Source organism: Prosthecobacter sp. (assembly GCF_044226605.1).
Taxonomy (GTDB): domain Bacteria; phylum Verrucomicrobiota; class Verrucomicrobiia; order Verrucomicrobiales; family Verrucomicrobiaceae; genus Prosthecobacter.
On the sequence record NZ_JBGAGS010000011.1, the window covers coordinates 55,032 to 70,086 of the forward strand.

The 15,055-nt window shown below is 63.2% G+C and carries 11 protein-coding genes; 4 read left to right on the top strand and 7 right to left on the bottom strand.

Annotation, left to right across the window (positions count from 1 at the left end; genetic code table 11):
• Window positions 1-64: 64 nt before the first annotated feature.
• From ACILSO_RS16515 to ACILSO_RS16545, 7 genes are all read right to left on the bottom strand, one after another.
• Window positions 65-1,933 (bottom strand): hypothetical protein, encoded by a 1,869-nt coding sequence (locus ACILSO_RS16515; RefSeq protein ID WP_395738536.1) that lies wholly within the window; start codon window positions 1,931-1,933, stop codon window positions 65-67.
• A gap of 136 nt (window positions 1,934-2,069) precedes the next feature.
• Complete coding sequence (gene ybeY, locus ACILSO_RS16520) at window positions 2,070-2,510, bottom strand: rRNA maturation RNase YbeY (RefSeq protein WP_395738537.1); 441 nt, start codon at window positions 2,508-2,510, stop codon at window positions 2,070-2,072.
• A 4-nt stretch (window positions 2,511-2,514) separates the two neighbouring features.
• The gene (locus ACILSO_RS16525; RefSeq protein WP_395738538.1) at window positions 2,515-4,236 is read right to left on the bottom strand and encodes an HD family phosphohydrolase; all 1,722 of its coding nucleotides are present in this window, start codon (window positions 4,234-4,236) and stop codon (window positions 2,515-2,517) included.
• A gap of 34 nt (window positions 4,237-4,270) precedes the next feature.
• The gene (locus ACILSO_RS16530) at window positions 4,271-5,296 is read right to left on the bottom strand and encodes a PhoH family protein (RefSeq protein ID WP_395738539.1); all 1,026 of its coding nucleotides are present in this window, start codon (window positions 5,294-5,296) and stop codon (window positions 4,271-4,273) included.
• On the bottom strand, window positions 5,296-5,757 hold the full coding sequence (locus tag ACILSO_RS16535) for a hypothetical protein (protein WP_395738540.1): 462 nt from the start codon (window positions 5,755-5,757) through the stop codon (window positions 5,296-5,298). Before ACILSO_RS16535 ends, ACILSO_RS16530 begins: the two co-directional genes overlap by 1 nt.
• 30 nt (window positions 5,758-5,787) lie before the next feature.
• Window positions 5,788-6,615 (bottom strand): hypothetical protein, encoded by an 828-nt coding sequence (locus ACILSO_RS16540; RefSeq protein WP_395738541.1) that lies wholly within the window; start codon window positions 6,613-6,615, stop codon window positions 5,788-5,790.
• Window positions 6,616-6,784: 169 nt separating this feature from the next.
• Complete coding sequence (locus ACILSO_RS16545; protein WP_395738542.1) at window positions 6,785-8,239, bottom strand: trypsin-like peptidase domain-containing protein; 1,455 nt, start codon at window positions 8,237-8,239, stop codon at window positions 6,785-6,787.
• 371 nt (window positions 8,240-8,610) lie between these two features.
• On the opposite strand from ACILSO_RS16545, the gene ACILSO_RS16550 reads away from it, so the two are divergent.
• Genes ACILSO_RS16550 through ACILSO_RS16565 form a run of 4 tightly spaced genes read left to right on the top strand, consistent with a single transcriptional unit; the run spans window position 8,611 to window position 15,024 of the window.
• Window positions 8,611-12,060 (top strand): response regulator, encoded by a 3,450-nt coding sequence (locus ACILSO_RS16550; protein ID WP_395738543.1) that lies wholly within the window; start codon window positions 8,611-8,613, stop codon window positions 12,058-12,060.
• Entirely contained in the window at window positions 12,057-12,887 is an 831-nt protein-coding gene (locus ACILSO_RS16555) for a CheR family methyltransferase (RefSeq protein WP_395738544.1), read from the top strand. Before ACILSO_RS16550 ends, ACILSO_RS16555 begins: the two co-directional genes overlap by 4 nt.
• Window positions 12,884-13,501 (top strand): chemotaxis protein CheB, encoded by a 618-nt coding sequence (locus tag ACILSO_RS16560; protein WP_395738545.1) that lies wholly within the window; start codon window positions 12,884-12,886, stop codon window positions 13,499-13,501. Before ACILSO_RS16555 ends, ACILSO_RS16560 begins: the two co-directional genes overlap by 4 nt.
• Window positions 13,498-15,024 (top strand): response regulator, encoded by a 1,527-nt coding sequence (locus ACILSO_RS16565; RefSeq protein WP_395738546.1) that lies wholly within the window; start codon window positions 13,498-13,500, stop codon window positions 15,022-15,024. Before ACILSO_RS16560 ends, ACILSO_RS16565 begins: the two co-directional genes overlap by 4 nt.
• The last annotated feature ends 31 nt before the right edge of the window (window positions 15,025-15,055 follow it).

Sequence of the window (15,055 nt, forward strand, 5' to 3'; positions counted from 1 at the left end):
AACTTTAGTTCGGTCTGGGAGAGGCGGACGCTGTTTCCAGAACGTGCTGAAGCTCGGGACTACTTTATTTAAACTTCTCCGAAATGCCGCGGATGAAGGCCTGATCTTCGGCTGAAAGTTTTGCAAAGGGCACTTCAAAGCCCTGGCCATCGGCGCGCTTGAAGTAACCGGTATCGCGCGCGGGAGAGGTGAAGCGCTCCAGCGAAGCCTGCATGACACGCCCGGTGCTGTCCTTCCAGTCGCGCACCGGCGTGGGCAGCAGTGGGGCGGCGGGAGCCGGGGCGGGTGCGGCCGCAGGTGTCGGTGCGGGAGATGCTGGGGGCGCGGCCTTGGCGCGAGGGCCTGGCATGATGGATTTCACCGATCCCGTCAGGTTCTTGGCGATGGACATCGTCATCAGCTTTTTGGATGACGGCGACAAAAAGGGCATCAGCGTCTCCTTGCTCTGCGGACCTGTCACTTCCTGCTCGACGGCCCACTCCATGCCTTCCTGATTTCGAGGGGATCCGATGCGCGTCAGGTTCATTCTGCCTTCGTTGAAAGTGGTGACGGCGATGCGTGCTGGCAGGGGCGTCATCTGGGCACCAAACATGGCGGCCTGCGCCCAGGCCTGGCGCTCGATCATGTCAAACGCCTCCGGGGTCAGCCCCGAGCCTGCGGGCAGCGCCAGAAAGAAAGCCGCCGTGTCATCACGCAGATGGATGTAGGCGGAGAAGCAGGGATCTGGCAGCGTCATGCCGCCGAGTGCCGGGTTTGCAGACACACTCTTGTGCACGATGCCTGCATACTTGATGGCTATCTGGTTTCCCTCGTCGGAATTCCCCGCCACTTCGCCAGCCTTGGTGGTGGGAAACCACTTGAGCAGCACGTCCAGTTTTTCGCGCGGGTTCATCGCGGCTTGGGTGAGCATGTTGGCCGGACTGGAGGAAGGCTCTGGCATGCCGCCAGCCGGGGTGCCTGCGGGAGCCTTCGGCGCATCCGTTCCAGCCGTCTTTGTCTTTGTCTTGGTCTTCGTTTCGTCGTCTGCCTGGGCTCGCCTGGGCAGATCCGCGAGCGCTGTGTTCGAGGGCATGAAGTAGGCTTCCAGATACTTCTGCGGGCTGCCACCGGTGTGACGTTGCTCTATTCCCTCGTCTGCGTCCTCCTCCTCCGGCACGAGGTGCCCTTCGATGACGGTGTCATACAGGAGGGCTCCGCGTATGCCGACGGCGAGACGCTTGGGCTGGGGCTTCAACTCCAAGGCCGCATCCATGGCGACGGTCCAAGCCACGTCGGCGATGTATTCCTTGGCGTCCTTGCTGAATTTGCGCAGGTCCGGCACATGCACCATGAAGGCGCAGGAGTCTGCATTAACGCGGCAGTAGGTGAGGAATTTCCCATGCGAGAGGCTGATGGTGGGCTTCTTGCCCGCCTGAATGCCGAGACGCCGCCCAAGCTTGACCATCTGGGCAAACTCCACCGCCATCTGCTGCGCCTCGGGGGTGTTTCCGTAGGCTTCCTGGCCTTTGTCCATGGAGATCAGGTGGTTCGCCTTGTCGAATTCGCTTACATCGCGGGCTTCGGCCAGCATGCCTTTGAAATCAAAGGCAGATGAGGGAGCCACCACGGCAAGAACCGAAAAAACGCAGGCGAGAATGGTCGCCAGGACGGCCCATGGCACCGGCGGAATGAAGAAGAAGGAGTGCGAACTGGTGATGACCACCGGGCGGTGCGTGGCGGGATCCAGAAAGGTGCGCTCCGTGGATTTGCCCATGGTTTTGGCATAGAGCCAGATGGCTCCCGCCGCGCCCCAAAACGGCGCACACATGGCCAGACGGCCGAGGAAAACCGACTGCGTCGCGGCAAACAGCATGCCAGTGAGAGCAGCGGTGGCGATGCCGCCGATGACACCAAACACCAAGATCAAAATTCCGTGGCCTTTCCAGATAAGCATGCGCGCGTGTTAGCATGCACCGGTAAATGAGGTAAAGACTTTTTTGCAGCGACCCCTATAAAATCTTTCACCTCCACAGCCTATGTCGTGAAGCTGGAAAGGAAATAAGGACGGGACAGACCGAATGAGGGGGCGCTCAGCTCTTCTCCAAGGCTTCCCGCAGCACCGCCTCCTGCCGCCGGGCCATCTCTCGCGCTTCCGCCTCCTCATGATCGTCCCACCCGCCGAGGTGCATGAGGCCGTGAACGAGATAGAGCGCGACTTCGTGGTCGAGGGACTGACCGTGCTCGCCGCCCTGACGCAGGGCGGTGTCGGCGCTGATGAGGATTTCGCCGTGGTGGAAGGTGATGACGTCGGTGGGAGTCGGGTCGTCGAGGAAATCCGCATGCACACGGGCGATGTCCGCATCATCCACAAGGGTGATCTCGATCTCTGGCAGCGAGGCCAGCGGTGCATCGGGAGATTTCATCGCCGCGAGGCAGCCCGGCAGCGCGGCTTTGCCGATGCGCCGCAGCCATGGAAGCGGGATGGCGTGCGCCTTCTGGCGGTTGTAAATGCGGAGCTTCGGCAGCGGCATCAGATCAGGCCGCGGAGGCGGGAGGCGATTTACGGCTGCGGGTCTTCTTGACGATCACCTCCGTGGCAGGGCTGGAAAAGGAAGCTTCCACGATCTTCGTCGAATCGACTTCCGTCAGCACTTCATCGCCCGCCAGCACCGGCCTGGAATCATCGCGCACGGGCGCCTGCTGCTGCACCGGCTTGGCCTCGATGGCCTTCTGGTACTTGATGCGGCCATGCATCATGCTCAGCAGCGTTTTGGCAAAGCTGCCCTTCACTTTCGCAAGCTCCGCGATGGTGAGATCACACTCATCCAGCTGGCCGTCCGCCATGCGGGTCTGCACGATGTCGTCGATCATCGTTTCAATGCGGGAGGCATTGGGTTTTTCCAGCGTGCGGGAGGCGCTCTCCACGGCGTCTGCCAGCGAGATGATGGCAGACTCCTTGAACTGCGGGCGCGGGCCGGGATAGCGGAAGGTTTCCTCGCTCACCTGCGGCACATCGTCCTCCTTGGCCTTGCCCAGCTTCACCAGGCGTTCCATCTCGGCTTTTTGATCCAGCGCCTGACGGTAGAAGAAGAAGGCCAGCGAGTTGCCGTGATGCTGCTCGATGACATCAATGATGCGCGAGTTGAGGTTGTGCTTGATGGCAAGGTCCACGCCGTCTTTGACATGCGCGATGATGACCAGCGCGCTCATGCGCGGGGTGAGGTCCTCGTGCGGATTGGCCGAGGGGTCCATGTTCTCGATGAAGTACTCCGGCTTGCTGAGCTTGCCGATGTCATGGAAGTAGGCGCACACACGGCACATGCTGGCGCTCGCGCCAATGGTCTCTGCGGCGGCCTCGGAGAGATTGGCCACCACCAGGCTGTGGTGGTAGGTGCCAGGAGCTTCAATGCTCAGGCGGCGCATGAGCGGGTGGTTCAGATCTCCCAGTTCCAGCCAGGACACATCCGTGGTCACACCGAAGACACTTTCCAGCACTGGCAGAAGGCCGCCCACGGCCATGCCCGTCACCACACCAAAGAGCAGCGGCAGCCCCATCATGCGGCTGAAAGTTTCCGCCATGATCACCCCGGCGGCCTCATGCAGCAGAAGCGAGTAGGCCATGGCCACCACTCCCACGTACAGGCCGGCCATGAAGAGGCGGTTCCGCCGGCGGACGTGCTTCGTCAGCAGCACGCCGGTGAATCCCAGCAGGGCCGAAGTGGCCATGTAGGTGGGCGCGGAGATGGAGATGCAGACGAGCACGCCGAAAAGCGTGGCATAGATGGCTCCAAACAAGCCGATGCGGCGCCCAAGGATCACAGACAGCACCACCGGGCCAAAGGAATGCGGCAGCACGATGGCCTTGAGCGTCTTGCCCCAGGTTTGTCCGATGGACAGGTCCAGCATGAGCACCACCAGCGCCAGGTGGGTGAGGATGGTGCCCAGCACCAGCAGCAGCACGCCATTGTCCCGGATCTCCTGCCGCAGCACCACGCGCTCATGCACCACCATGGCGAAGCCGATGGCGGCGGCATACAGCAGGTGCAGCCAGGTCACGGCAGGCAGGCCCGCCTCCACCTGGGTGCCGAGGCGCATCAGCAGTCCGACACCGATGAAGAAAAGCACATAAGCCCCGACGGTGCCCGCCGGGTGGGTGCGCATCTCGTCAAGAAAATCTCCCTCCTGGTGCTTCCGCCGGGTTTTACCGCAGGAAAGCCCTTCGCGTTGCAATCGGGCACGACGAATGGACTCGAACATGTGTTAAAAGGAGGAGGAGATGGCTAGCAACCTATCATACATCGGGATTCGGACAAGAATCTTTCCCCTCGTCTGCATCTTGTTTGTGCCGTTGTGGCTCATTCTTCCGACTGCGGCCTGACTGGTAGGCTTCAATGATACGCTGCACCACCGGCAGCCGAACAATGTCTTTTGGCGCAAAAGCCACAAACTTTACCCCTTCGACGTCCTGCAGGAGTTCGACAGCCTCCTTCAAACCTGACTTCACATGGCGGCGCAGGTCGATCTGGGAGGGATCTCCCGTGACCACACAGCGTGCGCCCTCTCCCAGACGGGTCAGAAACATGAGCATCTGCTCCGTGGTGGTGTTCTGCGCTTCGTCCAGGATGATGAAGGCATTTTTCAGCGTGCGGCCGCGCATGTAGGCCAGCGGGGCGATCTCGATGCTGCCGCGCTCGATGAGGCGCTCCGCCTCCTCCGGCTCCAGCATGTCATACAGGGCATCATACAGCGGGCGCAGGTAGGGGAAGATCTTCTCCTTCAGATCTCCCGGCAGGAAGCCGAGCGCCTCCCCTGCCTCCACGGCAGGACGGGTGAGCACGAGGCGCTGCACGAGTTTTTCTTTGAGGTAATGCAGGCCCTGGGCCATCGCGAGGTAGGTCTTGCCGGTGCCCGCAGGTCCCACGCCAAAGACGACTTCGCACTCACGCATGGCCTGCACGTAGGCGATCTGGCCGCGCGTCTTGGCCAGCACGGCGGGCCGCTTGCCGGAGCCGAGCAGCTTGAGCTGCATGATCGCATCCGCAGGGGCGTCGCCCACATCTCGCTGCACGCTCTCCACCACCAGGCGCACCATGCCGGAGGAGATGTCTCCGCCGTTGCGGCGCACCTTTTCCAGCTGGGTGAAAACTTCGCGCACCGAGGCGATCTTTTCCGAGTCGCCTTCCAGCCGCACCCAGCCCTCGCGGCTGGTCACGCCCACGGCAAAGGTCTCCCCCATCAGCCGCAGACTGCCCAGGTCATTGCCGATCAGTTTTTGCAGAAACTGCGGCGTCTCGTACGTGAGGGTTTCGACGGGCATCAGTGGTAACCATAGGCCAGCGCCCAGAGGACGCCCGGCGAAGACTTCGACTTCAATTCGAAGACAATCTTGTAAGTGCCGGTTTTCGGCGGGTTGACGCGCACGCTCATGAAGAACTTGTCCGTCTTGGTGTCGATCTGCACCGGCTGGTTCTTTTCATCATAGACCTTCATGTCCATGGTGATGCCCTCCTGGCTGGTGCCCAGCCAGAAGGCGTACTCGTTGCCCTTGAAAAGCTGGTGGGTGATCTGGAGCTTCTGCCCGCTCTTCACCTCGCCGTTCCAGTAGTCCTCACGCACGATGAAGCCCTTCTCCACAAAGGGAGTGGCAGCCTCCATGGCAAAGTCATGGGCCTCGTCCACGGTCGCATGCACACACGTGGCCCCGAGCACCAGAGCGCAGGCTGCGGCGAGAGCTTGAAAGCGGGACCAGGGGCGGATCATTGGGGAGGTTCTTTCCATGGGAGAGGTCATTCAGGTGAGAGGCACCAGTTACTTGCTTTTGGCCAGGATTTCCGTCAGCAGGCCATCGCAGATTTTGCCGATGTCGGTGACAGCGTCTTTCGAGAAACCGTCCACGGCTCCCTCCATCTGCTGCAGCACGGAAGTGAGGCCTTTTTGGGTGGAGCGCACCAGATCGTGCTCACGGGTGCTGGCGGGCATCTTGGCGATGGAGCCGAGGAAGTGCTCCACCAGCATGGGCTGGTTCAGCAGCTCGGCACGGTCGGCGGAAAAGCTCTTCTTCACCACGGAGGTCACGGAGGCGGTGCCACGCAGCCAGCCGCCAAGGCTCACGCATTGGGAGAGGTCCATGTCCTTCATGTTTTCCATCGTGTCCCGCACGGTCTTCTGCGTGAGGTCAAACTCCTTGCGGATGGCGCTCCAGTTGCCTTTGTCCGCCGCGTCCAGAATGGCCTGGGCGTGTGGCAGCACGGACTTGCTGAGACCGAGGCTCTTGGAAAGGGAGATCACATCATGGCCGATGTCCTTCACGGCTTCCTTGTCCTGCGCCTGCACGGCCACAAAACCTTCCGCCACGGTGTAGCCAAAGAGCAGCGAGAGCTTGGTGCGGTCGCTGGTGGTGGGCATGTCCTGCTTGCGCAGTTCCGCCTGCCAGTTGGGCTCGCCGAGCTTGTCCAGCACGGAGAAGACCTCGCTCGGCACCGGCACGATGACGTCGTCCACGACCTTGCCGGGGAAGGCCTGAGGATCAAACTCCTCCACGCCCTTCGTACCTTTGGGGGCAGCAGTGAGTGGCAGAGTGCCGACCAGCAGCAAAGCAGCCGTGAGGGTGGGGCGGATAAACAGGGAGCGTTTCATGAAAAAATAACCGGGGTGAGAGCAAAATCGATTGGCATCAATTCAACCTCATAACCCCTAAATCGCAACTGGTTTGACCATGGCGGTAACGAAGTGCAGGAAAAAAGCGCTTCGATGAACATGGCGCGACATCACGCTTCCCGGCGTGTGCGCTCTCACAAACAGCAGCTCAACGATCCGGCACCATCACAAAGACCGTCGCGGCGCGTACTTCAGACGCGAGCGCTTCCATCTCGGTGCTGGCCGGGGTTCTGGCCTGGACCACCGCGGAGTAGGAGGGAATGTTTTGCAGCAGGCTGGCCGCCACCCGGGCCTTGATGGCGTAGGTCACGTTTTCCCGCCCGCGCAGCACGGCGGAGACGATGCCCACGACGCCGCCAGTTTTGACGTCTACCAGCGGGCCGCCGGAGTTTCCGGGCTGCACCGGCACGGTGATTTGATAGTGGTCCCGGTCATCGCGCAGGCCGCTCAGGCTGCTGATGCGGCCGTCGGTGAACTTGGGCTCCACGCCCTGCACGTCGGCATCTGGAAAGCCGATGGTGAACACCGCAGCGCCCATGGTTCCCTCCTGCGACGCCAGAGAGAGCCACCTGGGTGCGGCCCCCTGAACTTTCAGCACGGCCACGTCTCCCTGCACATCCGTCTTCACCACCCGCGCGCGGCGGATGACGCCATCGGCCCCGCGGATGTCCACTTCGGGCAGATCTTTGACCACATGCTCATTGGTCAGCAGCCAGCCATCCGCGGAGATATAAAAGCCGGTGCCGGTGCTGGAGTAGTTGCCGGAGGCGAGGAAGTCCGCCACCCTGCCCTGCTGCTTCCTGCCGGGCTCTTCCTGGCCAAACATGAGAGCGCAGAACTTCTTGGGCGTGATCCTGCCTCCCAGCCAGTTGAAGATGACCGGATTGCCACGGATGCGCGGCTCCATGTGCTCGGCCAGAAACGCCCCCATGTCCTTGGGGTCGTTGTTCATGTCCGCATCGGCAAAGAGCTTGTCCGCCTGGCTGTGCACGGCCTCCACTTCATTGAGGATTTCTCCCGCGACCTTCTCATTTCCTTCACAAAGGCTCTCGCTCAGCAGTTTGCGCAGGCCGCTCATCAGCTCGGCCTTCCGCTCCTCTTCCTCCTTCTGCACCTTGGCCACGGCGGCGCGTTTGGCTTCGAGCACTTTCTTCACGTCGTCGCCCAGGCCTTTCTCGGCCATCTCGCGTTTTTTCAGCATGCCGTTCACAAAATAAAACCCGCCAAACAGAAGGCCCACGCCTACCACGACGAGCCCGATCATGAGCATGGCCGCCGAGCCACCGCCCTCCTCGGGTGCCTTTGCCGCCGGCTGGCCCGCCGGGCGGGAGCCGGGCATCTGGGGTCTTGCAGGCCCCTGCGGCCCCGGAGCGCGCTGCCCTGGCTGCGGGGCTGCAGGCCGCTGCACAGACTGGGGCGCTGGCGCGGGTGCTGGTGCCTGCGCAGGAGATGGAACCACACGTGCCTGCACCACCGGCACCACGGGCGGCGGCGCTACTGCAAACACCTGCGCACAAATCGGGCACTGCATCTGGCTTCCTGCAAAGCGCTGCTCGATCGACAGAAGGTTTTGGCAGAAAGGGCAGTTGATTTGCAGGTTCATGACTAACCACTGATCTAAGCAAATGGCGCATTTAGAAGCAAGGGTAATCGACAAACGCCTGCTTCGGCCCCCAAGACACCGCCCCACCATGTGCAGTTAAAAAAAGGTCTCGGCGTTCAGGCAGAGGGAGACTGCTGGGAGGAGAGGACGACCGCAGACCCTGCGGAAGGTTGAGGGACCAGGATGGTCCCACTCCAGTCGGAGCTGCGCCATGGCGGCCTCGCAAATTTGTCGGCGCGACGTGCCTGTAAAGTTCTCCAGCAATCCAAGCTCCCGCATCAGGCTTTCCCTGATTGTGGTAACAGGGCGTGGGTCAGGTTGCGGCGCTTTGGCTGCATCGCCTACTCTCTGACTTTTTTGGCCGCAAACCTATGATGACGCCCCATTTCGAAGCTCTGAAATCCAGCTCCCGCTCCCAAAGATCTGCGCGACTGCTTTCTGTTTCGGGGCTGCTGGCGGCCCTGGCGTTCTTCATCGGCAGCACGACCATCTCGTTTTTCAATATTCAGAGCCTGCGCGCCCTGACGGGAAAGGTCTCCCGCACGCATGAGGTCATCCTCGGCCTGGAGGACATCCTCTCCACCATCAAGGATGCGGAGACCGGCCAGCGCGGCTTTCTGCTGACGGGAGATGAGCGCTACCTCGCACCTTATGACGTTGCTCTGGCGCGGCTGGAGGAGCGCTACGCCAGCCTCAAGGGGATGAACCTGGAAAACCCGCTGCACCGGGAAATGCTTCCGCTGATCAAAAACCAGATGGACCTCAAGCTGCAGGAGCTGGCGGAGACCATTGCCGTGCGGAGAAAAAGCGGTCTTGAAGCCGCTCTGGCCATCGTCGTCACCGACCAGGGAAAGGCCACCATGGACGTGCTGCGGAAAAACATCACCGCCATGCAGCAGGAGGAGAAAAGCGTGCGCCGGCAGCTCTTTGCGGAAACGGACGAAGCGTTTCAGACAGCGGTGAAAAGCACCATCGCCGCCGGAGTGCTTGGCATGGTCATGGCCCTGGTGGTGGCCTCCCTGCTGCGGCGCAATGAGCATGTGCGGCAGCAGCAGCAGTGGCTCCAGAACGGCCAGGCGCAGCTCTCGCAGAAGCTCATCGACGAGCACAAGCTCGACCGCCTGGGAGACAATGCCCTGCGCTTCCTGTGCGAATACCTCGGCGCGCAGGTCGGCGCAATGTACCTTGAGGACTCCGGCAGCCTCAAGCGCTGCGCCACCTATGCCCTGCCCGCCGGAGCCCGCATACCTGAGATTCTGGCCAATGGCGAAGGACTGGTGGGCCAGGCCGTCAAGGACCGCCGCCCCATGCTCGTGCATGACGTGCCGGAGGATTATTTTTCGATCGGCTCTGCGCTCGGTTCGGCGCGGCCCAGGCACCTCATTGTGGTGCCTGCTTCCAATGAGACCACCATCACGGCAGCGCTGGAGCTCGGCTTCTTCCAGCCCGTGTCAGACGAGGCCATCGAGCTGCTGAGGCGTGTCTCCGGCTCCATCGGCACCGCCGTGCAGGCCGCGAAGTCCCGCGCCCTCATCGAGGAGCTGCTGGAGGAGACGCAGCGGCAGAGCGAGGAAATGCAGATGCAGACCGAGGAACTGCGCGTCTCCAATGAAGAACTGGAGGAGCAGAGCCGCGTGCTGAAGCTCACGCAGACGCAGCTGGAGCAGCAGCAGGCGGACCTGGAGCAGAACAACCTTCAGCTGGAGGCGCAAACCCGCCTGCTGGAAGTGCAGAAGGACAATCTCCTGCAGGCCAAGCTTGGGCTGGAGACGCAGGCCCGCATCGTGGAGCAGGCCAGCCACTACAAATCCGCCTTCCTGGCCAACATGTCCCACGAGTTGCGCACGCCGCTGAACTCCGTGCTCATCCTGGCGCAGCTGCTGGCGGAAAACCGCGGTGGAAACCTCAGCGAGGAGCAGATCAAATACGCGCGCACCATCCAGGGTTCCGGCAACGATCTGCTGGGATTGATCAACGATGTGCTGGATCTGGCGAAGATCGAGGCCGGGCGCATGGACATCAAGCCGCAGCAGGTCGTCATCCAGGGGCTGCTCGAAAGCCTGCGCAGCCAGTTTGAGCCGGTGGCGGACAAGCGCGCCCTGGCGCTCAAGCTCGTGGCGCTGCCCGGCGCACCGGCCAGCATCCAGACCGATCCGCAGCGGCTGGACCAGATCCTGCGCAATCTGATTTCCAATGCGCTGAAGTTCACGGAGCAGGGCTCGGTGACGGTGGAGGTGGCTGGCCTGGCGGAGGGCTTCATGTCCTTCAAAGTGCAGGACACGGGCATTGGCATCGCCCAGGAGCAGCAGGCCACCATCTTTGAACCCTTCTGCCAGGGAGATGACAGCACCAGCCGCAAGTATGGCGGCACGGGGCTGGGCCTTTCCATCTCGCGGGAGCTGGCGCGTCTGCTCGGCGGGAAGATCCAGCTCAGCAGCGAAGCGGGGCGTGGCAGCACCTTCACGCTGGTGCTCCCGGCCAGCATCACAGGAGCGGCGGCGCCTGCTCCTGTTTCCGCTCCGGCTTCCACTCCGGCTTCCGTTTCTCCGGCGCCCTCCCCTGCCCCATCCCTGCCGCAGAGGGCCAGGCCTGCCGCCCCGGTGGTGCCAGATGATCGCGATCAACTCACGCCGGAGAAAAAGGCGATCCTCGTGGCGGAGGACGACCCCACCTTTGCGCAGGTGCTGGCAGACAGCGCGCGGGAGCAGAATTTCCAGTGCCTCGTGGCCACCACCGCCCAGGCCGCGCTGGACCTGGCGCGGCAGCACCTGCCGGCGGCCGTGGTGCTGGACATCGGCCTTCCCGATGACTCCGGACTGCTGGTGCTGGAGCAGCTGAAGAACGACCCACGCACGCGCCACATCCCCGTGCATGTGGTTTCCGCCAGCGACTACTCGGAGAAGGCGCTCTCCATGGGAGCCGTGAGCTATCGTGTGAAGCCCATCTCGCGCGAGCAGCTTGTGGAGGCCTTCCAGGACGTGGAAAAACACCTCACGCACAGCCTGCGCCGCGTGCTGGTGGTGGAGGACGATGCCGTGCAGCTCAAGTCCTTGTGCGATCTGCTCTCCTCCCGCGAGGTGGAGGCCGTGGGCGCGGTGAATGCCACCGACTGCCTGGAGCAGCTAAAATCCACCACCTTTGACTGCATGGTGCTGGACCTCAGCCTGCCGGACACCAGCGGCTTTGCGCTGCTGCAGGAGCTCGGCGAGAATGAGTCCTACCCCTTCCCGCCGGTCATCATCTACACCGGCCGGGAACTCACGGCGGACGAGGAGCAGCAGCTGCGGCGCTATTCCAAGGCCATCATCGTCAAAGGCGTGAAATCTCCCGAGCGCCTGCTGGATGAGGTGGCGCTCTTCCTGCACCAGGTGGTGCGCGAGCTGCCCGCCGAACACCAGCGCATGATCGAAAAAGCCCGCAGCCGTGAAGCCGCGCTGGAAGGCAGGCGCGTGCTGATGGCGGAGGATGATGTGCGCAACATCTTTGCACTGACATCCATGTTGGAGCCTCTGGGCATCCAGGTGGTGGTGGCAAGAAACGGCCGCGAGGCCCTGACCGCGCTGGAGGAACGCCAGAAGTCGGACAAGCCCATCGACCTGGTGCTGATGGACGTGATGATGCCGGAGATGGACGGCCTGGAGGCCATGCGCGCCATCCGCAGGCGCCCCGAGTGGAAGAGGCTGCCCATCATCGCCCTCACCGCCAAGGCCATGCCCTCAGACCAGGAGCAATGCCTGGCCGCCGGGGCCAGCGACTACCTGGCCAAACCCCTGAACGTGGAAAAACTGCTTTCCCTCATTCGTGTGTGGATGCCCCGATGAAGAACCTCTCCACCGATACCGAAACCATCGAACTGGATCTGCTGGTCGAGGCCATCTACCGCAAGTACCACTATGATTTCCGCGACTACTCGGCCGCCTCCCTCAAGCGCCGGCTGATCCAGGCGCGCGAGCACTTCCACTGCCGCACCTTCTCCGCCCTGCAGGAGCGCGTGATGCATGACGCCGACATGCTGCCCCAGCTCGTGGGCTTTCTCACCATCCAGGTCAGCGAGATGTTCCGGGATCCCGCCTTTTTCCGCGCTATTCGTGAGGATGTGACGCCCCACCTGCGCACCTACCCTTCCCTCAAGGTCTGGGTGGCAGGCTGCAGCTCTGGCGAGGAGCTGTACTCCCTGGCCATCCTCTTTCGTGAGGAAGGACTGGAGGAGCGCACCATGTTTTACGCCACGGACATCAACACCGACGCCCTGCGCAAAGCGGAGGCCGGTGTGTATGATCTGGAGCGCATCTCCCTCTTCACCGCCAACCACCAGAAATCCGGCGGCAAGTCCTCCCTCTCCGACTACTACACCGCCGCCTATGGCGCCGCCGTCTTTGACAAGTCCCTGCGCAAGCGCACGGTCTTCTCCGACCACACGCTGGCCTCGGACGCCGTCTTTGCCGAAGTACACCTCGTGTGCTGCCGCAATGTGCTGATCTATTTCAACCGCGAGCTGCAGGACCGCGCGGTCGGCCTCTTCAAGGACTCCCTGGTGCGCCGCGGCTTCCTCGGGCTCGGGTCCAAGGAAAGCCTGCACTTCTCCGCGCACGCCGGTGACTTCACCGAATTCAGCCGCGAACAACGACTCTACCAAAAGCGCCAATGACCCCTCCCGAAACGAGCATGCAGACAGGCATCCAGGCCCTCGTGATCGGCGGCTCCGCGGGAGCCGTGAGCGCGCTGCTCAAGCTCCTCCCCGTACTTCCCGCCGAGTTCCCCCTGGCCGTCATGGTCGTCGTCCACCTGCCGCCGGATGACAACGGCGCGCTGGCCGGATTTTTAGCCAGCCAGTGCCAGATGAGCGTGAAAGAAGCGGAGGACAAGGAGCCCGCGACCCCCGGGATGATCCGCCTGGCCCCCGCAGGCTACCATTTGCTGGTAGAACCTGATTTCCAGCTCGCCCTCTCTCAGGACGATCCCGTCCTTTTCTCCCGCCCCTCCATCGACGTGCTCTTTGAGTCCGCGGCAGACGCCTACGGCAGCTCCCTCGCAGCGGTGGTGCTCACCGGCGCCAGCGCGGACGGCGCGCGGGGGCTGCAGGCCGTGCACCGTGCCGGAGGAAGGACCTTTGTGCAGGACCCCGCCACAGCCAGCGCCCCCATCATGCCGCAGGCGGCGCTGGACGCCTGCCCGGAGGCGCAGAGCCTGCCCCTCGGCCAGCTGGCCGCCGTGCTGTGGGCCCTGGCGCGCTCAAACCAACTTCCCGTCCTGATGTCATGACCGCTCCGACCATCAAATTCCTCCTCGTGGATGATCTGGACGCGAACCTCGACGCTCTGGAGGGACTGCTGCAACGCGAAGGGCTGGAACTGCTGAAGGCGCGCTCCGGCCATGAGGCGCTGGAGCTCCTGCTCGTGCACGATGTGGCGCTGGCGCTGCTGGACGTCAACATGGCGGGAATGGACGGCTTTGAGCTCGCCGAACTCATGCGCGGCACGGAGCGCACCCGCCGCGTGCCCATCATCTTTCTCACCGCGGGCGCCATCGACCAGCAGAGGCGCTTTCGCGGCTATGACGCCGGTGCGGTGGACTTCATCTTCAAGCCCATCGAATCCCACATCCTGCAGAGCAAGGCGGGCATCTTCTATGAACTGGCCATGCAGCGTGAAGTCCTGCGCCAGAGCGCCGAGGAGGCCCGCGCCGCCAGCCGTGCCAAGGACCACTTCATGGCCGCGCTCAGCCACGAGCTGCGCACCCCGCTGACCCCGGTGCTGATGGCCGTGGCCGCCCTGCGAAACGACAGCGGCCTCAATGCCGAGTCCCACGACCTGCTGGACATGATGCGCCGGAACATCGAGCTCGAGGCCCGCCTCATTGACGATCTGCTGGACGCCACCCGCATCCACAACGGCAAGCTCGCCATCAAACCCATGGACGTGGACGTGCACGAGCTGCTGCGCCATTGCCAGGGCACCATGGGCCTGCAGGCGCAGGACCAGCAGGTGCGCTTCATGACCGAGCTCCACGCGCCGCGCCACCACGTGCACGCCGACCCCGTGCGCCTGCAGCAGGTCTTCTGGAATCTGCTGACCAACGCCGTCAAATTCACCCCCGGTGCCGGCACCATCACCCTGCGCACCTTCAACCCGGACGAAACCCGCCTGGCCGTGCAGGTGGCGGACACTGGCGTCGGCATCAGCCCGCAGGCGCTGCCTCGCATTTTTGACGCCTTTGAGCAGGGAGACGCCAGCGGCCAGGTCCGCTTCGGCGGCCTCGGCCTCGGACTCTCCATCTCCAAAGCCATCGTGGAAGCACACGGCGGCACCATTGAAGCCGAGAGCCAGGGCCCCGACAGCGGCTCCACCTTCACCGTCACCTTCTCCCTCATCGAAAACCCGGCCCCCGCCGGCAGCGCCCCCTCCGCTGCGGAGCCGGAGAGCACCCAGCGCTCCCTGCGCCTCCTGGTGGTGGAAGACCACGCCCACACCCGCGAAATCCTCGGCCGCCTCCTCACCCGCGGCGGCCACCACGTCATCAGCGCCGGCACCGTTGCCGAAGCCCTCGACGCCTTCAGCACCCACACCTGCGACGCCGTCATCACTGACCTCGGCCTCCCCGACGGCAGCGGCCTTGACCTCATGCGGCAGCTTCGCCAACACTCCGCCGTCCCCGGCATCGCCCTCAGTGGCTACGGCATGGAAACCGACCTCAAGCAGACCAAGGAAGCCGGCTTCACCGCCCACCTCACCAAGCCCATCCAAATGGACGAGCTGCACCAGATCCTCGCCCAGGTGAAGAGGTAAGTACAGTCCCCACCTCCCCCGCCAGACAAGC